The organism is Marinobacter xestospongiae, from assembly GCF_023156385.1.
Lineage (GTDB): Bacteria > Pseudomonadota > Gammaproteobacteria > Pseudomonadales > Oleiphilaceae > Marinobacter > Marinobacter xestospongiae.
On the sequence record NZ_JAKZAK010000001.1, the window covers coordinates 347,482 to 368,647 of the forward strand.

The window sequence follows — 21,166 nt, forward strand, 5'->3', positions numbered from 1 at the left end:
GCAAACCCACGATCTCCTGCAAACCCACGCCAAGCTGCTATTAATAACTAGTGTCCTGTCTGGCCAAGGAATTCGTCAGACGGGACATCAGGGCGCCTCTGATGAACTTCGAATCGCCTCTGCGCGATCCGAGGTTACCTCGACCAGCGTAATAGGTAGGCAAAAGCATAGCTGCCGGCAGGAGCACTCGGTTACCATGTCCATCAACACACCCAAACCATCCCGTCCATCGAAAACAATGGCTGACGCTTCCGCGCAGACCGCAGACGACCCTCTGGCCAACGATGAGGATCGGTTCTTCCAGCTGATCGAACAGCTGCCCATGGTCGCTGTGCAGGGTTACGACCGCGAACGGCGGGTCATCTACTGGAATCAGGCCAGCACCCGGATCTACGGTTATTCCGCAGAAGAAGCCCTGGGCCGCCGCCTGGAGGACCTGATCATTCCTCACCGCATGCGTGACGAGGTGATCGAGGCCCATCGAGTCTGGCTGGCCGAGGGGGTGGCGATTCCTTCGGCGGAGCTGGAACTGCAGCATCGGGATGGTCATACCGTGCCGGTGTACTCCAGCCACGTACTGCTACGCCAGGCCTCCGGGGCCTGCGAGATGTTCTGTATCGATGTCTGCCTGCAGGAGCAAAAGCGGGCGGAGCAGAAGCTGGTTCGGCAGGCTCATTATGATGGCCTGACGGGGTTGCCCAACCGCTTCAGCATGGAGCAGGAGCTGGCCTGCCGGATCACCCGGGCCGGGAACGAGGGGCAGCGGCTGGCCCTGTTGTTCATCGATCTGGATGAGTTCAAACTGATAAACGATACCCTTGGCCACGATCTCGGCGACCGATTGCTTCAGGCGGTGGCCGCGCGACTGGCGTTGGTGGTTGGTCCGCCAAACTGGCTCAGTCACTTTGGTGGGGATGAGTTTGTCGCCATTCTGGCGGACGTCGACGGACGACCGGAGGTTGAGGGGTTCCTGCAGTCACTGCGCGACCAGTTTGCGGATTGCCTGGTGGTCGATGACGTCGACTACGCCCTGAGCGCCAGCATCGGTGTCAGTCTGTTTCCGGATGATGGCCGTGACAGCCGTTCGCTGATGGGTGCGGCTGACGCCGCCATGCACCAGGCCAAGGCCCGGGGGCGAGACGGCTACTGCTTCTTCAGCCAGGCCATTTCCGATCAGCTACACCGTCACCAGCAGGTGGTGACCTTGATCCGCCAGGGCCTGGAGCGCGACTGGTTCCAGCTCTACTACCAGCCCCAGGTTGACTTGCGCAGCGGTCGGATCAGGTCCTGTGAGGCGTTATTGCGTTGTTTCCCGGCGGAAGGGGGGCCGGTGTCGCCGGCGGAATTTATCCCGGTGGCAGAAAAGTCAGGCCTGATCCGGGAGATCGGCCAGTGGGTGCTGCAGCAGGCCTGCCAGCAGTTGGCACAGTGGCAAACGACGCCCCTGGCCGGTCTGCGTGTGGATATCAACGTTTCCGCCAATCAGCTGATCAAGCAGCGCTTTGATGACCAGGTGCTCGAGGTGACGCGTCAGTTCGGAATCCCGCTCAAACAGCTGGGGCTGGAGCTGACCGAGCACGAAATGATGTCGAGCCAGGACGCTGAGATGGCCCAGCTGCATCGCCTCTACAACGCCGGCGGCCATATTGCCATTGACGACTTTGGCAGCGGCTACTCGTCACTGGTGTATCTGCGGCGGTTGCCGCTGTGCACCCTGAAGATCGACCGGCTGTTCCTGCAGAACGCACTCGGCAACGACGCCGACATGGCCATCCTGGAGGCGATCATCCAGGTCGGTCACCGGCTGGGCCTGACGGTCCTGGTGGAGGGCGTCGAAACCGCGGAGCAGGACCGGTTGGTCCGCGATCTGGGTTGCGATGCCGCCCAGGGGTTTTACTATGCCCTTCCGATGCCTGCTGACGAACTGGTGGCCTTTCTGGCAACCACGACAGGAGCGGATTGGTCAGCCTTCCGCTGAACGGTCGTCCTCCGGCTCGCCAAACCGGCTGGCCAGTACGGTCGCGTAGATGGTGCGAACGTCGTCAGCGAACTGCTCCACCGAATAATCCGCGGCAAATGACAGGGCGTTGTCTGCCAGGCGCTGGCGCAGCTCGTCATCCTCCAGCAACTGTTGCACCCGTTGCAGCCAGAGCTGCTGCTTTTCCGGGGTCTTGTAGCCGTTGTGATCGTCTCGTACCACGTCGTCGATGCCGCTGGAACGCACCGCCACCACCGGCAGGCCCGCCGCCATGGCTTCCAGGATCACCATGCCCTGGGTTTCCGACTTGGAGGCAAACGCGAAGGCGTCGCCAAGGTGGTACCAGGTGGCCATGTCGTCCGGGGGAACGGCGCCGACCAGGGTGAAGTGCCGGCCAAGGTCCAGCTCATCAATGCGCTTCTGCAGTCGCCGGCGCTGATGGCCATCACCAATCATCAGGAACCGGAATGGCACGTCGGTGCGACGCCGCAACTGATCGATGGCATCGATCATAAAATCGATGTTCTTCTCATTGGACAGCCGCGACACGCTCACAAACACCCGTTCATCGCCAAGTTCGAGTCGCTGGCGCAGCTTGTTGACCTCGCGGTGATCTACCTCCTGGAAACGCTGGTACTCGATACCGGTCGGTTGCACGTAGGTGGGAGTCTTGACGTCAATCATCCGCAGATACTCCTCGGTGGAGTAGGTGGGCACGATGACCGCATCGCAGCGATTGGCGAAACGCTTGATGATCTCGTGGGAGATCAGGTTACGGAACAGGCGCCCGGGCAGAGGCACGAAGTGGGCGTAGTGCTCAAGCCGGGTGTGGTAGGTGTAGACCGCCGGGATTCGCAGTGAGCGGGCGACGAACAGCCCCAGGGAGCCGATCCAGAAGGGGTGGTGAATGTGGATCAGATCGGGGCGGAAGTCGGCCACCCGTCGCCGCAGGCGCGGCAGGAAAATGTTGGCCAGACGGAACTCGCGTTTTTCGCCCAGCGCCAGCAGTGAGGGTATGCGCAGAACCTGCTCTTCCTCCGCTGGCTGGTCCCTATAGCGTGGAGCCACCACCAGCACCGAGTCGCCCAGCGCCTTAAGGCCTCGGCGCAGGCGTTCAATGGAAATGGGCACGCCACCGATGAACGGAAGGTAGTTGTTGGTGAACATGGCCACCTTCAATGGCCGTTTCAGCCAGGGTGTGGGGTCCAGGTCATAATCCGGGTAGTAGTCACGACCGACGTACACGGTGACGTAGAGCCGAATGGCGATCACCACAAACACCGCCAGCACCAGCAGGAAGTTCAGGTAGCCGACATAGAACAGGGAGTAGATGAAGAACCAAAAGCTCTCCAGTTGCTTCATCACCGGGTGCTGGCCAATCTCCAGCCGATTGAGCTCGATGGTCACGTCTGCATCCGGGTCCTCCGGCACCGTCACCCGTACGTAGTGGTAGAAACTGTCCTCGTTGTTGAGCACCAGGCCGCCGGCACCGCCGGTGGTAATGAGCCGGGTATCGTGAACTTTCTGCTCGGCGAAGATGGGAATGCTGGCAGAGAACACCGCGTCCACCCGGTGTTGCTGCAACAGGGACATCAGCGCCTGACGGAATTCCACCGGTTGCAGGTGCTTGTCCTCCATCCCAAACAGCAGGTCCTTGCCGGAGCTGAAGGGCGGGTGGTTGATGAAGACAAAGCGGTGGGGACTGTCGTCGCTGGCCAGTTGTTCGTCCAGCCAGCGGATCTGCCAGCGCCAGGGGGTCTTGCCGGTGCTGTCGAGGAACAGTAGCCGGCTGTTGCCGGCGCTCACGCTGTAGAAATGCGGGCCAAAGTGGTCGTAGAAGCGAAAGCTGCCAAAGTTTTCCTGCTCGTTTTCGCCAAAGGTCAACAGGTAAGGCATCTGCAGGTGTCCCAGGGTGCCCTGCAGTGCCCGGTACTTGTCCTCACCGCCACTGCTGACGGCGTTGCCTGCGGACACCAGGAAATCCACGCCAGAGCGGTTCAGTTCCGGCACGATACGCTGCTCGAAGATCCCGACCGAGTTGTTGATGTTGCCAACCACCGCGAACGAGAACGGCTGATCGGCGGTCAGGGATGCCTGCAGCTCGGCGACCTGGTCGGTGTGGATCGCTTCCAGTCGGGGGCCGTAAAGATTCAGGTACACCTTGTAGCCAATCAGCAGCAGGATGATCAGCAGGTTGAGGTAGAACAGCGCCTTCAGGGGGTGGCGGAAGATCATGGGGTCTTGGTGTCCTTGCTTTGGCGGGCCAGGTCGCGCTGCAGCAGAATGAGGCCGATCAGCATACCCAGGTAGATGGTGAGGAAGCGCCAGGCCACCGTCACCAGCACCAGGTGCTGGCCCGCCAGCAGGTCGCGGAAGAAGGTGCCAAACACGCCCTCGGAGATGCCGGAGGCACCGGGGGTCGGCGCGAAATACATCACGAACGTGGTGACCGTCATCAGGCCCAGGGTCGTCAGGTAAGGAATCTGGTAGTCCAGTGCCGCCAACAGGACCGCCGGCAGACTGAACAGGCACAGCAGGAACCCGACGGTACACAGCACCGACAGCGCCACCCAGCGGCGGGGGCCGGCGAGATAGGCGCGGAAACTCTGGGCAAAGCGGATCAGCTCCCGCTTCAGCCGGAAGCGCCAGCGGCGATAGCGGTCGTCACCCAGCGCATGGGCCCGGTGCAGGCCCGCCAGCATTGCCTGCAACGGCACCAGCAGCCAGCGGGTACGGAACAGCACCAGCGCGAAGAAGGTCAGGTAGATGGCGGCGAACACCGCCAGGGCAGTGCCCAGCTGCTGGTTGAGCGAGAAGGACTGCAGGGCGGGCAGCCACATCAGGAACAGCGGAGCCAGGGTAAAGATCACCGCCACTGCCAGCACCGTGCGGATGGTGGTGGCAGCGGTGGCCCGGCCAAGGGGAATGCCGTGCTGGCGCAGGTATACCACCTGAGCGACGCCGCCACCGGTGGCCATCGGTGTGACGTTGGAAAAGAACAGGTTGATGAACACCAGCTTGAACAGCGCGGCCATCGGTAGCCGGTGCCCCAGGGCCCGGAGGGTGAAGTGCAGACGCAGCCCGTCCATCAGGAAGTACAGCAGCACCAGACCGGTGATGGCAATCAGGGAAATGGGGGACAGCAGGCGGTCATCGAAGGCAATGCTGCGACCGGCAAAGCGATCCCAGATGGTGTAGAGCCCGAGGGCGGTCAGCCCCAGGAACAGGGCACTGAAGAGCAGCAGGCGTGTGCCGGAGCCCTGGTTTTCTTCCCTGTTGGACGAGGTCTGGGACGGCGAATCAATCCGTGTGTCACTCATGCGCGTTCCATCGAAGGATGACGGCGCAGTGTAACCATTCCGGGGCCACCTGGCTAATGGCCAGCCGGACTCCCGGTGGCCGGATCAGTGGCCGTAGACCAGGAAGGACGCATCCTGGATGTTGATGTCGGTCATGTACACCGAGCCGATGCTGTGACCGCCCACCTTGAACCGGTCGATGTCGAGATCCGCCCGGAAATCGACGTTGTGAATCGACAGGCCATCCTGCCCGCTGGTACCACTGGTGCCCTTGCTGATGGACGCCTCGGCGTAGGCCATGCCGAAGTGGCCCAGCATGTCGTCGCCGCGGTTGTTGTGCAGGCGCAGCCCTTCAATGCCCACTGCGGCGAAGTTGAACAGAATGGCGAAGTTGCCCACGTTCCAGTCGAGCTGGCCGTTGGTGATGGCAAAGTGGCTGCTGATGTGGGTTTCGGCGCCCTGGACCAGGGTGCCGCTGGGCAGCACACGGCTGTTGTCAGTGTTGCCAACCACAATGTCGGTGGGGCCCAGGTAGCCTTGCAGCAGGATGTTCTCAAACATGGTGGTGCTGGTGGGCTGGCCGCCGGTGACAATGGAGTCGATGGCCAGCTCGAAGTCCACCGCATTGAGGTAATCGTTCAGGCTGGCGGGATCGCCGCTGTCCACCGGGCTGAGGTGAATCACCAGATCACCGTCGTTGTACTGACGACCGAATTCGCCAGCCACCGAGTAGCGGTTCATGGCGTCCGCCACCTGCCAGTGATTCGGGTCCAGAATGCCCTGGTCGCCCCGTCGAGCCAGTTCCGAGAAGCCGTAGTCGAGCACTTCGCCCGGGCCGGCGACGTCCAGGGTCAGTTTGAGGTTGTCGAGCATGGTGCCGTTGTGGCCAGACAGCCGCACCTGGTTGAAATCCAATGGCGCCTCATCGACATAACGCACCTGCCCGATGTCGATCCGTGCCGCCAGTTCCATGGTGATACCTGCCTGGCCGGTCACCACCCCCATCTCACCGTCGTCCAGACGCTCCAGTGCCTGGGTCGGCATTGCTGTCAGCCACAATCCGGCGGATACCAGCAGGCCGGCAGCGGCACTGGCGGAGAAGGAGTCTCGATTCAGAGGCATGGGGCGATCCTTGGCATGGGTGGGGCTGAACCCCGGATTCTTGTTGTAAGGTTACATGTTGTTACAGTAGACGCATCGGGGTATCTGGTCTGTGATTACTCTCACAGACCGGCGCGAATCACAGATCTGGCCCGTCGGGCCAATGGCAGGGTGGTTCAGGCGGAGCGGGACGAGGCCGGTGTGGTGTCGTCCGGGGACAGTGCCTGCAGGATGAGCTGGCGCTGGTGGTTGAAAAACTCGGTGATTTCATGGGCCGCCGCGACCCGGTCCCGGTCCAGGACCGCCTGGGTCAGCCCCTTGAAGAAGCTGGCGGTACGGCGAAGATCCTGGCGATAGCGATCGGCGCTGAGGTAATAGGTGCGACTGACGGCAGGCTTGAAGTTGGTCAGTGCCTCGGTGAGGTAGGGGTTGCCCACCACCTCACAGCAGACATCCATGACATCGAAGCTGGCCTTCACCACCGCCAGCACGTCGGTGCGCTCCTGCAGCCGCCGGGATACCTGCTCGATGTGGCCCAGCAGGCGATCTCGGTGTTCGGGCTGCCAGCGGTCGATCAGACGTTCCACCAGCATCTGCAGCAGGTGCATGTAGACATCGTAGAGCTCGGAGGCGTGCTCGGCGTCAAGCCAGGTGGCGACAGCACCCTTGCGGGGGATGATGTCGACCAGGTGCCAGCGCTCCAGGGTGTACAGCGCTTCCTTGACCGAAGCACGGCTTACCTCCAGTTCGGCGGCGATCTTGACCTCATGAATGCGCTCGCCCGGCCGAATCTGACCAGTCATGATCCGTTCAGCCAGGAAGTTGGCAATCTGTTCGGCGAGGGTGTTGGGGACCTGAAATTCCATGGCGCGAGTTTAGCACACCGGGCCAGAGTGCCATGTCACCTGTGTCACGCCCTTGAAATCCTGCTGACACGCACACAGGTATAGGGTTTACATGGGGCCCGGCGATGGCAGCAGCACCGCGACGCCGGTAGCCCCGGCGAATGAACAGAACAGGGAGCCCACCATGCCCAAGCATTTCGAAGAGGCCCCCGGCCTCTATGATGCCCCGATTCCTGAGACCGAGGGCTACGTCTTCAACCAGACCATGATGCGAATCAAGGACCCGGCCGTCAGCCTGGACTTCTACACCCGGGTGCTGGGTATGAGCCTGGTTCGCAAGCTCGATTTCCCGGAGATGCAGTTCAGCCTCTACTTCCTGGGTTACCTGGATGAGCGTCAGGCGGCAGCCGTACCCCGGGACGAGGCCCACCGCACCACCTTCACCTTCGGGCGCGAGGCGATGCTGGAGCTGACCCACAACTGGGGGACCGAGGACGATCCGGACTTCCACTATCACAATGGCAATGACCAGCCCCAGGGCTTTGGCCACATCGGCATTGCGGTACCGGATGTGTATCGGGCGGCGGAGCGTTTTGATGAGCTTGGGGTGGAATTCATCAAACGGCCGGATGACGGCAAGATGAAAGGTCTGGCCTTCATTCAGGACCCGGATGGTTACTGGATCGAGATCCTCCAGCCCAACATGCTGGAAAAGCAGCGCCGCGACCACGACTGATCGCGGCGGTCCGGCGGGTAGCAGTGCCCGTCGGCACCGTCCGGCATCAGTGCGATCAGCCCAGCACCAGCACGATCAGCTCCCGCGGGCCGTGAACGCCATAGGCCAGGGTCTGTTCGATATCGGCGGTCTTGGAAGGGCCTGAAATCAGCAGGGCGTTGGTCGGCATCCCCGCAGACCAGCCCTGCTGGCGCAGGGCATCCAGAAACGTGCTGTACAGCTGGTCGGCGTCCAGCACCGCAATGTGAATGGGTGGCACCAGACTCATCAGTCTCGGCTCGTCCCGGGTCGGCCACAGGATCAGCGAGCCGGTTTCGGCGATGCCGCCAAGGGTCGACGTCAGGCTGGCATCAACGTCGTTGAACAGCGATGGCTGCCAGGCCTCGATCACCTGGTCGTACGCCAGCAGTGTTGGCAGGTCGTCACGGCCACTTTGCCGCAGGGCCTGACCAAGTGGGTGCTCCACCGGCGCCAGCAGATTGCGTACCTTCCGGGCCTGCAGAATCTCCGCCAGCCGGAGCAGCCAGTGCGCCCGGTCGACCCGGTGAACCTCTCCGTGCACCGACTCCAGTGTTTGCTCAAACCGTTGCAGGCACTCCTCCTGACTCCACGGTGGCCGCTCCATTGAGGTGAAGTCCAGCGGTGTTGCCTCAGCCGCGGTGTCCGTTGCGGCCCTGAGCCGATCCAGAATCTGTTTCCGTGCGTTCATGATTCGTCAGACTCCTGCTTGGACCGTTGTCGCACCCATTGGTGCAGGCTGCGGCTGGCCAATCGTGGTGCCGTACGGTACTGGGTCCAGGCACCCAGGTTTGCGGGCTGCAGACGGCGGAAGCGGGTGGCCAGGGCGGTACCCAGCCGGTAGCGGCCGCCATTGCTGTGCAGCCAGCGCCAGCTGCGCCAGGCCACCGCTTCCACCGGGTTGCGCTTACTGCCATGGCCGGCGACCCGGGACGGGTGTAAGCGGTCGCCGTCCACCGCCTCCCGGCGCAGGCGGACCAGCAGATCGGGGATCGGGATGCGTACCGGGCACACCTCACCGCAGGCGCCACACAAGCTGGAGGCACTGGGCAGGTGGCGGGTCGAGGCCAGGCCAAGCAGATGGGGCATCAGGATCTTGCCAATGGGGCCGGGGTAGGTGGTGCCGTAGGTGTGGCCGCCAACCCGAGTGTAGACCGGGCAATGGTTCATGCAGGCACCGCAGCGAATGCAGCGCAGGGTGTCGCGCAGCTCCGGGTCCTGGTAAAGCGTGGCGCGGCCGTTGTCCACCAGCACCACGTGAACTTCCTCGGGGCCGTCCAGCTCGTCCGGCTGGCGGGGGCCGGAGATCATATTGAAGTAGGTGGTGATGTGCTGGCCGGTGGCGGAGCGGGTCAGCAGTGCCAGCAGTACCGCCACTTCGTCCAGGCCCGGCACCACTTTCTCGATGCCGGTGACGGCAATGTGGCAGGGTGGCACGGTGGTGGTCATGCGGCCATTGCCCTCGTTCTCCACCAGGCACAGGGTTCCGGTACTGGCGACCGCGAAGTTGACCCCGGAAATGCCCACATCCGCCTGCATGAATTTCTCCCGCAGTTGCTGGCGGGCACTGGCGGTCAGGTACTCGACATCGTGGGAACGCCGGGTGCCGGTCTTGTCGTGCAGCAGCTCGGAGATCTCATCGGTGTTCTTGTGGATCGCGGGCATGATGATGTGGGAGGGCGTTTCCTCCGCCAACTGGACAATGTACTCGCCCAGGTCCGACTCCAGCGCCTCGATGCCGTGCTGCTCCAGATAATGGTTCAGCTCCATCTCCTCCGACACCATCGACTTGCCCTTGATCACCCGCCGGGCGTCGCGGGCGCGGCAGATGTCGGTGACGATGCGACAGGCATGGTCACCATCCACCGCCCAGTGAACCTGAATGCCGTTGGCCTGAAGTTGTTGCTCCAGTTGCTCCAACAGGTTGGGCAGCTCGGCCAGGGCGCGCTGGCGAACCGCCGCCCCCAGGTCCCGCAGGGCGTCCAGATCCCAGTCGGCGAACGCAGCCTTGCGTTTGGCCATCAGCCCATCCATTGCGCGACGGAAGTTCTGTCGTACCTGGGGATCACTCAGCGCGGCCCGGGCCCGGGGGTGGAACTGTTCAACGTCGGACGGGGGTGGCTGGGCGGTCATGGCGTGACCTCTCTATCCTCTCGATCCTGTCCACCCGGTCCACCCTGGGTCCGTTGCCACAGGAACGATAGGATATGCTGGCCCCGCAGTGGTTGCTGTTCCTTCTCGGCGTGGCCATCGATGTTCATCAGGCAACCACAGTCGGTGGTGACAAAGGCGCGGGCGCCGGTATCAACCAGGCTGCTGACCTTCTCATTGACCATGGCGCCGGAGATCTCCGGGTGGCGTACCGCAAAGGTGCCGCCAAAGCCACAGCATTCCTCCGCCCGTACCTGTTCCACCAGGGTGACCTTGTCCAGCTGGCCAAGCAGTGCTGGCCCCACGGCGGCGATGCCCATTTCCCGCCGTGCGGAGCAGGAGGTGTGCATGGCGACCGTCACTGGTTCACCCTGATCCCGCAGCTTGATGTGGCAGACGTTGAGCAGAAAGTCGGTCAGCTCCCAGACTCGGGCCGCTACCTCATTGGCCAGCGCCTGCTGCGGCGTGTCCTGAAACAGTGCGGGGTAGTGCTGGCGCATCATGCCGGCACAGGACCCGGAAGGCACCACAATGGGCCATGGTTCGTCAAACAGCGGAAGTTGGGCGGCGGCGACGGCGCGGGCGTCGTCGTGGTAACCGGAAGTGTAGGCGGGCTGGCCGCAGCAGGTCTGGGCCTGGGGAAACAGCACCTCAATGCCTTCCCGTTCCAGCAACTGGATGCCGGCCATACCGGCATCCGGGAAGAACAGGTCCACCAGACAGGTGCCGAAGAAGTACACCTTTTGCGGTTTGGCGGGATAGACCTTAACCGGCTCTGTCATCAGACCTCCCACTGCATGCGGACTCGGTGGCTGCGCACGCGCAACCACACCGACGTCTCCTAAACTTATGCAGCGGGAGCGAGCCTGTCCAGAAGCCCGTTAACCAAACTACGGCGTGGCGGGACGGTCCACGGTCAGCCGGGGGCTGTTCTTGGCCAAGGTCTGGTTACCAATGCCCCGGACCTTGGTGAGGTCCTCCGTGCTCTGAAAGGGGCCGTGATCATTGCGGTAGCTGACGATCGCCTGGGCCTTGGCCGGGCCGATGCCATCCAGTGCGGTCAGTTGTTCGACGGTGGCGGTATTGATGTTGATGGGGGCGACAGCGTTCGCCGGGTCCGCCTGCAGGGGCAGGGTCAGCAGCGACAGCACAAGTGCCAGAGTCGCGAGGATCGGGCTGCGATGAAGGGGTTTCCGGGGTACGAGGTTGTGCATGGATTTCTCCTGGGCGCATGGACTCGCGGACCAGGATCTGCAAGATCAGGTGCTGCCGGTGGCAGACGATTGGCTGGATAACCCGCGGTCCGGTGTTGGTAACAGCGACAAGGGGTTTGGCTCGGCCACGCAGGCCGACACCAGCCAATAACCGGTATGCCTTGAGAAGGCGCCCGACAACGAAAACAGACAGAGGGAAACATGCAGGTAATGCTGGGGGAGAAAGGGGCACGGAAAGGCTCACAATCCTTGTAAACCTTCTCCGTCGCCGGCCTGACGCCCGGTCCTTCGGGCTGCCCTGATCCGTGGGCAGTCGTCCATGTACGCTCACATCCTGTGAGCCCATCCGTTCATCCGTATGCCTGCTTCCGTGCGGGCTTGTCATCCTTGACACTGTCTATTCTAGGTAAGTGCCGAGTTGGTGCCAAAGGACATTGCCGACGGTTCGTGTGCGATATCTCCTACAGTGGTGTAGGCGCTGGCGCACCAAATGAGATCAATTCCTGTTCATATTTTTCAGCTGCGCCAGCAGTTCCCCGGCGGGCCAGGCCCGGCGTCGGGTTTCGCACTGATGAACCAGCCTGGTGAGGGTGTCGTTGATCGGTGCCTGGCGGCCCTGGGCATGGGCGAGAGCGACCACTTCGCCGTTGATCCAGTCCACTTCGGTGGCGCGGCCGGCCTCCAGATCTTCCCACATGGACGAGCGGGCGACCGGGTCCATGGCCAACATTTTTTTCGCCAGCCGGGTGAACAACCAGTCCGGCGCCCGCATCAGCGTGGGTATCCAGCGGGTGGGCAGACCGGTCAGTTTGATCACCGGAATGCCTGCTCGGTCCAGCAGAGTCAGGGTTTCTTCCTGGGCCAGCGCCAGGCAGCGCCGGTAGTCCCGCTGGGAGAGTTCCTCCAGCAGCGGCACGCCAGACAGGGCGTTGATGGGGTTGTTCAGGTTGAGCAGCAGCTTGGACCACATCACCGAAAGCATGTCCTGACGTAGCTCCAGCGGCAGACCCGCGGCGTTGAACAACCCCAGCCAGGGTTCCAGAACGGCGTCGTAAGCTGCCATCAGATGGCCTTCGGTACCCTGATGAAAGTGCCCGGGGGCCTGCTGCAGAACATTGAATGGCACCATACCCGCCAGTACACGGGCATCGGGCATGGCCGCCGCCAGGGTGTCGGCGTTGGAAATGCCATTCTGCAGGCTGATCACCGGCGTGCCAGCCGGCAACACCTCTGCCAGTTGATGGCCGGCTTCCGCGGTAGCGGCGGATTTGACCGTGACCAGTACCAGGTCTGCGTCAGCGGCCGCGCTGGGGTCGGTGACGTAGTGGCCCTCGGACAACTGCTGGCTGTGGCGGAAACCCTGGTAATCGCTGGCGACCAGTGGGTGTTGCTGTAACACCGCCTGTAACCGGGGGCGACCGATGAAGCGGACCTCTGCGCCTGCGGCCAGTAGCCGGGCGCCCAGGTAGCAACCGACGCTGCCGGCGCCAAAAATGGCGATCCGGCCGGGGGGATTGGTGGCGGTGTGATCGTAGGTGTGGGCCATGGCGACATCCTGGGGCGGCGTTTTTGTTGTTCTGACAGCTTGGGAGCCTCTGCCATCTTTTCGTGACATCTGACGATTGTGACATCAGGCCAAGTAACCATACTGTCCCCGCGAGCCGCGTCAACTACTCTTCGGCAGCGGTCGCCTGTTGGCGCTGGTATTCGGCGGCCTCGCGGATGCGCTCCATGGTGATTTCCTTCACCGCGTCCTGACTGCTGCGGATGTGGCTGGCCAACAGGTCGGCGGCGTGGCTTGCTTCGCCCCGGCGGAGGGCGTCGAGAATCTCCGCGTGCTCCTCGTAGGTGGCGTCGATGCGATCGTCACGGGTGAAGTCGAGCCGACGGATGATGCGCAGGCGTTCGGTGATCTCCCGGTGAATGCGAGTCATCTCGCGATTGCCGGCAGCGGCCACCAGGTCACAGTGGAAGCTCTCATCCAGCGCCCGCACGGTACTGCCCACCGCCCGTTCAGAGGGATGATCCGGGTTCCAGATCGCCGTCAGGGTGCGCAGGGTCGGCGGTGGTTCCGGCAGAAGACAGAGCTTCTCCACCGCTGCCCGCTCCAGGGTGATGCGCAGATCGTACAGGTCGGCCACCTGCTGGAAGTCCAGCGGCCGCACCTGCCAGCCGCTGCGGAACAGCACGTCCACATAGCCTTCCCGCTGCAACCGGTACAATGCCTCGCGCACCGGAGTGCGACTGGCCTGCAGCCGGCCGCCGATATCGCCCTCACTGAAACGGTCGCCAGGAATCAGGCGGAACTCGAAGATGTCTGCCTTGAGGGCCTCGTAGACCCGATCGGCCATGCTTTCCTTGCGACGGCCCGGGGATTTTTCTGTCATGACTCTTGCTCCCTAAGTCACCGGGCACCCTCAAACAGAGGAGGGCGCCCGGCCTGGATTATACCTCAATGCTAAGCAACGGTTCGCCCGGCGTCACGGCCTTGCCGGCCTGAACATGCAGGGCCGAGACAGTGCCATCGTGGCTGGCGAGGACTTCAAACTCCATCTTCATGGCCTCCACCACCAGCACCCGGTCGCCCTTGCTGACCCGGTCCCCGGGTTTCACCAGGCACTGCCAGATGTTGCCTGCCATGTCCGCGCTCACCAGCTCGCCGAAGCGGGCCAGATCGGCGGTGTCGGTTGCCGGTGGCGCCTTGGCCAGCCGCTCCAGGGTGTCGGCTTCGCTGTCTTTCCAGCGCGCCACCTCCTGTTGGTAGGCCGACCGCTGGCTCTGGCGGAACTTGGCGATGGCGCCAGCGTTGGCGTCCAGAAAGGCCTGGTGGGAGGCCAGCTCAAAGGTGGTGTGTTCAATCTCGATGCTGAGCTGGCCGGCGCGGAACAGATCCCGCTGACGCTCCAGTTCCTGCTCCGACACCGGGTAGTAGCAGACCTGATCAAAGAAGTTCAGCAGCCAGGGCTGGCCGTCCTGAAACTGCGGGTTCTTCAGGTAGCGGTTCCAGATGGGCAGGGTCCGCCCCACCAGCTGGTAGCCGCCCGGGGAGTCCATGCCGTAGATGCACATGTAGATGCCACCAATACCCACCGTGCCCTCGGCGGTGTAGGTGCGAGCCGGGTTGTACTTGGAGGTCAGCAGCCGGTGCCTGGGGTCCAGCGGCACCGCGCAGGGCGCCCCCAGGTAGACATCGCCGAGCCCGAGCACCAGATAACGGGCGCTGTAGAGTACGTCGCGAACCTGCTCCCGTTCCGCCAGGCCGTTGATGCGCTGGATAAAGTCGACGTTGTTGGGCAGCCAGGGCGCCTCATCCCGCACCGACTGGCGATAACGCTCCACCGCCTCGAGGGTGGCGCTGTCCTCGAACGCCATGGGCAGGTGCAGCACCCGGCTGGGGACGGACAGCTCGTGGGTTGGCGGCAGCCGCTCCTCCAGCGCCAGCAGCTGATCCACCAGCGCCTGCTGGGGCAGCTCCCGGGGATCGTAGCGCAGTTGCAGCGAGCGTACGCCGGGGGACAGCTCCAGCAGCCCCGGCGGCAGCCGTTCCTTCAGGGTTTCCATCAGTGCATGGATGCGCAGGCGGGCCCCCAGGTCGAGCTCGTTGGGGCCGTATTCCATCAGGATGTACTGATCCCCGGCCTGGCGATAGCACACTTCCGGGCGCTGATCGGTGCCGGCCAGGTGTCCCAGCAGGGTGGCGGACCGTTCCGCCTGCGGCGCCAGCGACGGCCGCTGCCAGGGTACCGGGGCGCTGGCGGTGAGGCTCTCGACAGCGCGGTCGCAGTGCTCTGACAACGCCACCGCCGTGGCCTGGTCCATCGCCACAAAGCGGATGGTGTCGCCGGGTTTGACCTGTCCCACTTTCCACAGCTCGGCACTGGCGATGGTCACCGGGCACACGAAGCCGCCCAGACTGGGGCCGTCGCGGGTCAGGATCACCGGCATGTCGCCGGTAAAGTTGATGGAGCCGATGGCGTACTCGCAATCGTGAATGTTGGACGGATGCAGCCCGGCCTCACCGCCGTCGGTACGGGTGAACGACGGCTTGGGGCCGTTCAGGCGGATGCCCAGGCGGTTGGAGTTGTAGTGCACCTCCCAGTCCTGCTGGAAGAATTCCTCGATGGAGCGCTCGGTGAAGAAGTCCGGCGCGCCATGGGGGCCATACAGCACGCCGATCTGCCAGTGGCTGGGGTAGTCCGGTACCAGTGCCGGGTCGGCCGCCGCCGGCGCGTGGGTGGGGGCCGGCGTGGTGCAGGCCGGCAGCTCCGGCTGGCTGATGGCGAGGGTGTCCCCGGGGCGCAGCGGCCGGCCACCATGGCCACCGAACTGGCCCAGGGCGAAGGTGGCGCGGCTGCCCAGGTACACCGGCACATCGAGCCCGCCCCGTACCGCCAGATAGGTACGGCAGCCCGAGGTGGCCTTGCCGACCGCCAGCACCTGGCCGGCACGCACGGTCACGGGGGTCCAGAAGGGCACCGGCTGATCATCCAGGGTGGCCGGGGAGGGCGCACCGGTGAGGGCGATAACGGTGTCCTGATGGAACGTCAGTTCCGGTCCCACCAGGGTGGCTTCCAAGCCGGCGGCGTCGGGGTGGTTGCCTACAATGCGGTTGGCCAGGCGGAAGGCGTAGTCGTCCATCGGCCCGGAAGGAGGCACCCCGATGTGCCAGTAGCCCATCCGGCCCGGGCAGTCCTGCACCGTGGTGTAGGTGCCCGGCTGGCGCACCGAGACCGCCGCCGGCTGGTAGTCGAAGCTGTCCAGCGCGCGGGTGGACACCTCACCTGCGGCGAAGGCCGGGTCGGCCACCACCTGGCGCAGGTAATCGAGGTTGGTGGCGATGCCCATCAGCCGGGTGCTGGCCAGCGCCTGTTGCAGCCGCTGCAGCGCCTCGGCACGGTCGGCGCCGTGAACAATCAGCTTGGCGATCATCGGGTCGTAGTGGGCCGAGACCTCACTGCCGTTCTCCACCCAGGTGTCGATGCGGACCTCGCCGTCCGGCCAGTGCACGTCTGTGAGCTCGCCCGGGCTGGGCTGGAAATCCCGCAACGGGTCTTCGGCGTAGATCCGTACCTCCATCGCGGCGCCGGACAACACCGGGCTGAAGCTGGCCAGGTCCGGGCCCTGACCGGCGGCGATGGTGAGCATCCACTCGATCAGGTCGAGCCCGGTGACCGCCTCGGTGACCGGGTGCTCCACCTGCAGCCGGGTGTTCACCTCCAGGAAGTAGAACTCGTCCCGCTGGGCGTCGTAGATGTACTCCACGGTGCCGGCGGAGTGGTAGTTCACCGATTGCCCCAGGGCCACGGCGGCGTCCAGCATTTTCTGGCGGGTGGCTGCCGGCAGGTTGGGGGCCGGGGTTTCCTCCACCACCTTCTGGTTGCGGCGTTGCAGCGAGCAGTCCCGTTCGCCAAGGGCGACCACCTGGCCGGCGCCGTCGCCGACGATCTGTACCTCGACATGGCGGGCGCGGGCGATGAAGCGCTCCAGAAACACGCCACTGTCGTTAAAGAAGCTCTGGCCCAGACGCTGGACCGAATCGAAGGCGTCCCGCAGGGCGGCCTCATCGTCGCAGCGGGTCAGGCCGATGCCGCCACCACCGGCGGTGCTCTTGAGCATCACCGGGTAGCCCAGTCTGGCGGCGGTGGCGAGGGCTTCGTCCAGGTCTGCCAGCAGGCCACTGCCCGGAGCGAGCGGAACGCCGGCCTGCTCTGCCAGTTCCCGGGCACGGTGCTTGAGACCAAAGTCCCGCATCTGCTGCGGGGTAGGGCCGACAAAGGCAACGCCGGCGGCTTCGCAGGCCTCGGCAAAGCCGGCGTTCTCCGACAGGAAGCCATAGCCCGGCAGGATGGCCTGGGCGCCGGTCTGGCGGGCGGCGGCGAGGATCTGCTCGCCGTCCAGGTAAGTCTCACTGGCGCCCTGGCCGGTCAGGGCAATGGCCTCATCCGCCTGCTGGACGTGCTGGCTGTGGCGGTCCGGCTCGGCGTACACCGCGACACTGGCGATGCCCAGCCGGGCCAGGGTGCGCAGCGAGCGGACGGCGATCTCACCGCGGTTGGCAATCAGTACCTTGGTGAACGGCAGGGGACCGTTAACTGGGGTCGGAATCGGGTTGGTCATGGCGGTCTCCTTATGCCTGGCCGTTAGTAAGGGCGGTGATGTAGGGACGCCAGCCGCCGAAGGCGGTGACATCCCGGGCCTGCTCCAGGGCATAGCCTTCACAGATAAAGCCTTTCACCCAGCGGCCATCGGCCAGCTCCACGTTGCCAATGCCCAGGGGCGGCGGCACCAGGTCGACAAACGAGCCGAAGCGGTTGGCCTGCATGCGCCATACCTCTACAACAATAGCCGCGCCGTCCTCCCTGGCGACCCGCCGCAGGCCAGGTTTGGGGGGCGTGGTTTCCGGCAGCGCATAGAGCCGGTAGTTGGGGGTGGTGGTTGTCTGCTCCAGCAGTTCCGCCTGGCGTTCGGTGAGCTGACCATTGAGCGGCATGCCGCTGAGGTGAGCGCCCACCACCGCCACGGTGATGGTGTCATCGCCGGGTTCTGGGCTTGCCGTTTGGCTGCTGTCGGGGCCGGTTTCCAGTGGTCGCGGGCGATCGGTGGCGCCCAGTGGCAGTGGGTGGCGGTTCAGCCATTGGCTGGCGAGGGTCTGCAGCGCCTGGTCTTTCCAGGCACCGCTGATCAGGGTGACGCCAAACGGCAGGCCGTCTTCACGGAACCCGGCGGGAATGGCCAGGGCGCAGAAGTCCGCCAGGTTGACGAAGTTGGTGAAGGTGCCGAGCTGGCTGTTCAGTGTCAGTGGGTCTGCCTGCACCGCCGCAATGGTGGGGGCAATGGGGGCGGTGGGCACCAGCAGGCCATCGACGTCGGCCAGGGCCTGGTCAATCCGGCGCAGCAGCTCTTCGCGACGGTACTGCGCCCGGAAGGTGGTACTGGCGTCAAACTGGCTGGCGGATTCAATGATGCCCCGGACCACCGGATGTACCGACTCGCCCTGTTGCTGGAGAAAATCACCGATGGCGGCGTGGCGCTCGGCAACCCAGGGGCCCTGGTACAGCAGCTCGGCGAGTTCCAGCAGCGGATCAAACGCCATCGGCACCAGTTCAATCCCCAATTGCGGCCAGTCCGCCAGGGAGCGCTGCCAGGCCGCGACGGTGGCGTCGTCCCCCAGCCAGTGGTGGGGCGCCGGAATGGCCAGCCGGCGAATCGGGCCAGGCCGGCGGATGGCGGGGCCGTCGCCCGCAGCAGTCCCGGTGCGGGAGAAAACATCGCGGTCGTCCAGACCGGTCAAGCGGGCGCTCACCGCAGCGGCATCGTCCACCGTCAGCGCAAACACCGAGACACAGTCCAGCGAGCGGCAGGCGGGTACTACCCCGGTCATGCTGAAGGCGCCCCGGGTTGGCTTCAGCCCCACCAGGTTATTGAGGCCGGCGGGAACGCGGCCCGAGCCGGCGGTGTCCGTGCCCAGGGCAAAGGGCACCAGTCCCCGGGCAACCACCGAGGCAGATCCGGAGCTGGAGCCGCCGCTGATCACTTCCGGGTCGAAGGTGTTGGCCACGGCACCATAGGGAGAGCGGGTACCCACCAGGCCGGTGGCGAACTGGTCCAGGTTGGTCTTGCCAATCACCACCGCGCCGGCGGCTTTCAGTTTCGCCACCACGGTGGCGTCCTCCGTGGGCTGGTAGGCAAACTCGGGGCAGGCGGCGGTGGTGGGGAAGCCGCGGGCATCAATGTTGTCCTTCACCGCGCAGGGTACCCCATACAGCGGGAGCCGGGCGGGATCGCCACCGGCCTGCGCCAGAGTGACGGCCAGTTCGGTCAGAGCCTGGTCGAGGCCAGGCTGGTCGAGCAGGGCAATCCAGGCCGGATCGTCCGCAGTGCACTGAGCCAACAGCTGTGGCAGCAGGTCGTCGGGTTGGGCGCCTTGTTGGTAGGCCGCCTGCCAGTCATTCAGGGTCCATCCGGAAACATCGAACATGGGCAGAGTCCTTCATCTGAGGTTGCGTGAACTTGTATACAACCTGCATGGCAAGGCCTGTGCCATTTCGAGTGGGTGGATATAAGTCTACATATAACAATGGTTTAAAGAGATTCGGCTGGTATCCCGACAAATCGAACTGCACCGTTATAGCGCGCTGGCACCAAATAGGACCGACCCCGGTTTTACTGCATCGTGATTGATTGTTGTGTTTTGGTGTTTTTATTAGTTGGTTGATATTTATGGGTTTTCGGTGGGTTTTTCGTCATGCCACACGGTTGTGCACGACCAGAGGCCGGCGCCGGCTTACGCCCAGCGATGAGGCCCCAGGCCCTTGAATGACCCCCGATTGGTCTTGCTCTGTCTTCTTGTATACATCGCAAACTTCTGAAAATTAAAGACCTTTTCCTGTGTTGGAACGGTAGCTGCACTGGTGGCTGGGCGTTTTGACCGATGTCCCATCAAACAGGAAAAGGACGTAAGACATGACCATTAAAAAACACGTGACTCTGGGCCTCTCCGCACTGGCGCTTTCCATCTCCATGCAGTCGATGGCGGCGGAAGACCCGATCAAGGTCGGTATCCTGCACTCCCTCTCCGGCACCATGGCCATCAGTGAATCCACCCTGAAAGACACCATGCTGATGCTGATTGAAAAGCAGAACGAAGCCGGCGGTGTGCTCGGTCGGCAACTGGAACCGGTAGTAGTGGACCCGGCCTCCAACTGGCCGCTGTTCGCCGAAAAAGCCCGGGAACTGCTGGAGAAGGAAGACGTTGATGTCATCTTCGGCAACTGGACCTCGGTTTCCCGCAAATCCGTGCTGCCGGTGGTGGAAGAGCTGAACGGCCTGCTGTTCTACCCGGTTCAGTACGAAGGTGAAGAATCCTCTGAAAACGTGTTCTACACCGGCGCGGCGCCCAACCAGCAGGCGATTCCGGCGGTGGACTACCTGATGAACCAGATCGGCGTTGAGCGCTGGGTACTGGCGGGCACCGATTACGTCTACCCGCGCACCACCAACAAGATCCTCGAAACCTACCTCAAGGACCATGGCGTCGCCGCTGACGACATCATGATCAACTACACCCCGTTCGGGCATTCCAACTGGCAGTCCATCGTCGCTGACATCAAGCAGTTCGGCAGCGAAGGCAAGAAGACCGCCGTGGTCTCCACCATCAACGGCGACGCCAACGTGCCGTTCTACCGTGAACTGGGCAACCAGGGCATCGAAGCGTCCGACATTCCTGTGGTGGCGTTCTCGGTGGGTGAACAGGAGCTGTCCGGCATCGATACCGGCCCGCTGGTAGGTCACCTGGCGGCCTGGAACTACTTCATGAGTGTGGATGCCGACGCCAACTACGACTTCATCGACGCCTGGGTGGACTACAGCGGTAACGAGGAAGCCGTCACCAACGATCCGATGGAAGCCCACTACATCGGCTTCAACATGTGGGTGGAAGCGGTGCGCAAAGCCGGCACCCCGGAAGTGGACGCGGTCAAGGACGCCATCATCGGCGTGTCGGTGCCCAACCTGACCGGCGGCTACGCCACCATGATGCCGAACCACCACATCACCAAGCCGGTGCTGATCGGTGAAATCCAGGACAACGGCCAGTTCTCCGTGGTCTGGGAAACCCCGTCCACCGTGGCTGGCGACGCCTGGTCCGACTTCCTGCCCGGTTCCAAGGACCTGATCAGTGACTGGCGCAAGCCCCTGGCGTGCGGCAACTACAACGTGGTGAGCCGCAGCTGTGGCGGTGCCGCCGAAGTGGCTGCCGAGTAACCGAGACCCGGCGGGACCATCGCGGCCACCGGGCCGCGGTTGTCCCCGCCCGCCCGGCGCTC

The 21,166-nt window shown here is 63.8% G+C and carries 16 protein-coding genes; 4 read left to right on the plus strand and 12 right to left on the minus strand.

Annotated elements, in window-relative coordinates; translation table 11 throughout:
- Nucleotides 1-238 precede the first annotated feature (238 nt).
- On the plus strand, nt 239-1,978 hold the full coding sequence (locus MLD24_RS01590) for a putative bifunctional diguanylate cyclase/phosphodiesterase (RefSeq protein ID WP_248163327.1): 1,740 nt from the start codon (nt 239-241) through the stop codon (nt 1,976-1,978).
- On the opposite strand, the gene MLD24_RS01595 is transcribed toward MLD24_RS01590, so the two are convergent.
- The 4 genes from MLD24_RS01595 to MLD24_RS01610 all read right to left on the minus strand — a co-directional run bounded on the left by MLD24_RS01595 (nt 1,964) and on the right by MLD24_RS01610 (nt 7,244).
- Nucleotides 1,964-4,213, minus strand: coding sequence for a glycosyltransferase (locus tag MLD24_RS01595; RefSeq protein ID WP_248163328.1), 2,250 nt, complete (start codon nt 4,211-4,213; stop codon nt 1,964-1,966). The two genes, MLD24_RS01590 and MLD24_RS01595, sit on opposite strands and share 15 nt — an antisense overlap.
- Nucleotides 4,210-5,298 (minus strand): lysylphosphatidylglycerol synthase transmembrane domain-containing protein, encoded by a 1,089-nt coding sequence (locus MLD24_RS01600; RefSeq protein WP_248163329.1) that lies wholly within the window; start codon nt 5,296-5,298, stop codon nt 4,210-4,212. Before MLD24_RS01600 ends, MLD24_RS01595 begins: the two co-directional genes overlap by 4 nt.
- Nucleotides 5,299-5,382: 84 nt before the next feature.
- On the minus strand, nt 5,383-6,399 hold the full coding sequence (locus MLD24_RS01605; RefSeq protein ID WP_248163330.1) for a DUF6160 family protein: 1,017 nt from the start codon (nt 6,397-6,399) through the stop codon (nt 5,383-5,385).
- 155 nt (nt 6,400-6,554) lie between these two features.
- A complete protein-coding gene (locus tag MLD24_RS01610) occupies nt 6,555-7,244 on the minus strand; it encodes a GntR family transcriptional regulator (protein WP_248163331.1) in 690 nt (229 codons plus the stop codon).
- Nucleotides 7,245-7,407: 163 nt separating this feature from the next.
- Here MLD24_RS01610 and gloA point away from each other — a divergent pair, with 163 nt between their 5' ends.
- Nucleotides 7,408-7,959 carry a lactoylglutathione lyase gene (gloA, locus tag MLD24_RS01615; RefSeq protein ID WP_227174514.1) on the plus strand — a complete coding sequence of 184 codons (552 nt, stop codon included), beginning with the start codon at nt 7,408-7,410 and terminating at the stop codon, nt 7,957-7,959.
- Between the two features lie 55 nt (nt 7,960-8,014).
- Here gloA and MLD24_RS01620 read toward each other — a convergent pair whose 3' ends face one another.
- The 4 genes from MLD24_RS01620 to MLD24_RS01635 all read right to left on the minus strand — a co-directional run bounded on the left by MLD24_RS01620 (nt 8,015) and on the right by MLD24_RS01635 (nt 11,342).
- The gene (locus tag MLD24_RS01620; protein ID WP_227174516.1) at nt 8,015-8,668 is read right to left on the minus strand and encodes a LutC/YkgG family protein; all 654 of its coding nucleotides are present in this window, start codon (nt 8,666-8,668) and stop codon (nt 8,015-8,017) included.
- Complete coding sequence (locus MLD24_RS01625; RefSeq protein WP_227174518.1) at nt 8,665-10,110, minus strand: LutB/LldF family L-lactate oxidation iron-sulfur protein; 1,446 nt, start codon at nt 10,108-10,110, stop codon at nt 8,665-8,667. The genes MLD24_RS01620 and MLD24_RS01625 overlap by 4 nt, the downstream gene beginning before the upstream one ends.
- Nucleotides 10,107-10,910, minus strand: coding sequence for a (Fe-S)-binding protein (locus MLD24_RS01630; protein WP_248163332.1), 804 nt, complete (start codon nt 10,908-10,910; stop codon nt 10,107-10,109). Before MLD24_RS01630 ends, MLD24_RS01625 begins: the two co-directional genes overlap by 4 nt.
- Before the next feature lie 108 nt (nt 10,911-11,018).
- Nucleotides 11,019-11,342 (minus strand): ComEA family DNA-binding protein, encoded by a 324-nt coding sequence (locus MLD24_RS01635; protein ID WP_227174522.1) that lies wholly within the window; start codon nt 11,340-11,342, stop codon nt 11,019-11,021.
- On the opposite strand from MLD24_RS01635, the gene MLD24_RS01640 reads away from it, so the two are divergent.
- Nucleotides 11,341-11,493 carry a hypothetical protein gene (locus tag MLD24_RS01640; RefSeq protein ID WP_227174523.1) on the plus strand — a complete coding sequence of 51 codons (153 nt, stop codon included), beginning with the start codon at nt 11,341-11,343 and terminating at the stop codon, nt 11,491-11,493. The genes MLD24_RS01635 and MLD24_RS01640 overlap by 2 nt on opposite strands.
- Before the next feature lie 345 nt (nt 11,494-11,838).
- On the opposite strand, the gene MLD24_RS01645 is transcribed toward MLD24_RS01640, so the two are convergent.
- The 4 genes from MLD24_RS01645 to atzF form a co-directional block, all read right to left on the minus strand.
- Nucleotides 11,839-12,888, minus strand: coding sequence for a 2-dehydropantoate 2-reductase (locus MLD24_RS01645; RefSeq protein WP_227174525.1), 1,050 nt, complete (start codon nt 12,886-12,888; stop codon nt 11,839-11,841).
- 124 nt (nt 12,889-13,012) lie between these two features.
- Nucleotides 13,013-13,729, minus strand: coding sequence for a GntR family transcriptional regulator (locus tag MLD24_RS01650; protein WP_227174527.1), 717 nt, complete (start codon nt 13,727-13,729; stop codon nt 13,013-13,015).
- Nucleotides 13,730-13,787: 58 nt separating this feature from the next.
- Nucleotides 13,788-17,459: an urea carboxylase gene (gene uca, locus MLD24_RS01655; RefSeq protein ID WP_248163333.1), complete on the minus strand. Its 3,672-nt coding sequence runs from the start codon at nt 17,457-17,459 to the stop codon at nt 13,788-13,790.
- A gap of 10 nt (nt 17,460-17,469) precedes the next feature.
- Nucleotides 17,470-19,320 (minus strand): allophanate hydrolase, encoded by a 1,851-nt coding sequence (atzF, locus tag MLD24_RS01660; protein WP_248163334.1) that lies wholly within the window; start codon nt 19,318-19,320, stop codon nt 17,470-17,472.
- A gap of 485 nt (nt 19,321-19,805) precedes the next feature.
- On the opposite strand from atzF, the gene urtA reads away from it, so the two are divergent.
- Nucleotides 19,806-21,104 (plus strand): urea ABC transporter substrate-binding protein, encoded by a 1,299-nt coding sequence (gene urtA, locus MLD24_RS01665; RefSeq protein ID WP_227174533.1) that lies wholly within the window; start codon nt 19,806-19,808, stop codon nt 21,102-21,104.
- Nucleotides 21,105-21,166: the final 62 nt, after the last annotated feature.

What these genes read in the sequence shown, in the direction of transcription:
- MLD24_RS01590 (WP_248163327.1), top strand. Translation starts at nt 239, where the DNA reads ATGGCTGACGCTTCCGCGCAGACCGCAGACGACCCTCTGGCCAACGAT.
- MLD24_RS01595 (WP_248163328.1), bottom strand. Translation starts at nt 4,213, where the DNA reads ATGATCTTCCGCCACCCCCTGAAGGCGCTGTTCTACCTCAACCTGCTG.
- MLD24_RS01600 (WP_248163329.1), bottom strand. Translation starts at nt 5,298, where the DNA reads ATGAGTGACACACGGATTGATTCGCCGTCCCAGACCTCGTCCAACAGG.
- MLD24_RS01605 (WP_248163330.1), bottom strand. Translation starts at nt 6,399, where the DNA reads ATGCCTCTGAATCGAGACTCCTTCTCCGCCAGTGCCGCTGCCGGCCTG.
- MLD24_RS01610 (WP_248163331.1), bottom strand. Translation starts at nt 7,244, where the DNA reads ATGGAATTTCAGGTCCCCAACACCCTCGCCGAACAGATTGCCAACTTC.
- gloA (WP_227174514.1), top strand. Translation starts at nt 7,408, where the DNA reads ATGCCCAAGCATTTCGAAGAGGCCCCCGGCCTCTATGATGCCCCGATT.
- MLD24_RS01620 (WP_227174516.1), bottom strand. Translation starts at nt 8,668, where the DNA reads ATGAACGCACGGAAACAGATTCTGGATCGGCTCAGGGCCGCAACGGAC.
- MLD24_RS01625 (WP_227174518.1), bottom strand. Translation starts at nt 10,110, where the DNA reads ATGACCGCCCAGCCACCCCCGTCCGACGTTGAACAGTTCCACCCCCGG.
- MLD24_RS01630 (WP_248163332.1), bottom strand. Translation starts at nt 10,910, where the DNA reads ATGACAGAGCCGGTTAAGGTCTATCCCGCCAAACCGCAAAAGGTGTAC.
- MLD24_RS01640 (WP_227174523.1), top strand. Translation starts at nt 11,341, where the DNA reads ATGGATTTCTCCTGGGCGCATGGACTCGCGGACCAGGATCTGCAAGAT.
- MLD24_RS01635 (WP_227174522.1), bottom strand. Translation starts at nt 11,342, where the DNA reads ATGCACAACCTCGTACCCCGGAAACCCCTTCATCGCAGCCCGATCCTC.
- MLD24_RS01645 (WP_227174525.1), bottom strand. Translation starts at nt 12,888, where the DNA reads ATGGCCCACACCTACGATCACACCGCCACCAATCCCCCCGGCCGGATC.
- MLD24_RS01650 (WP_227174527.1), bottom strand. Translation starts at nt 13,729, where the DNA reads ATGACAGAAAAATCCCCGGGCCGTCGCAAGGAAAGCATGGCCGATCGG.
- uca (WP_248163333.1), bottom strand. Translation starts at nt 17,459, where the DNA reads ATGACCAACCCGATTCCGACCCCAGTTAACGGTCCCCTGCCGTTCACC.
- atzF (WP_248163334.1), bottom strand. Translation starts at nt 19,320, where the DNA reads ATGTTCGATGTTTCCGGATGGACCCTGAATGACTGGCAGGCGGCCTAC.
- urtA (WP_227174533.1), top strand. Translation starts at nt 19,806, where the DNA reads ATGACCATTAAAAAACACGTGACTCTGGGCCTCTCCGCACTGGCGCTT.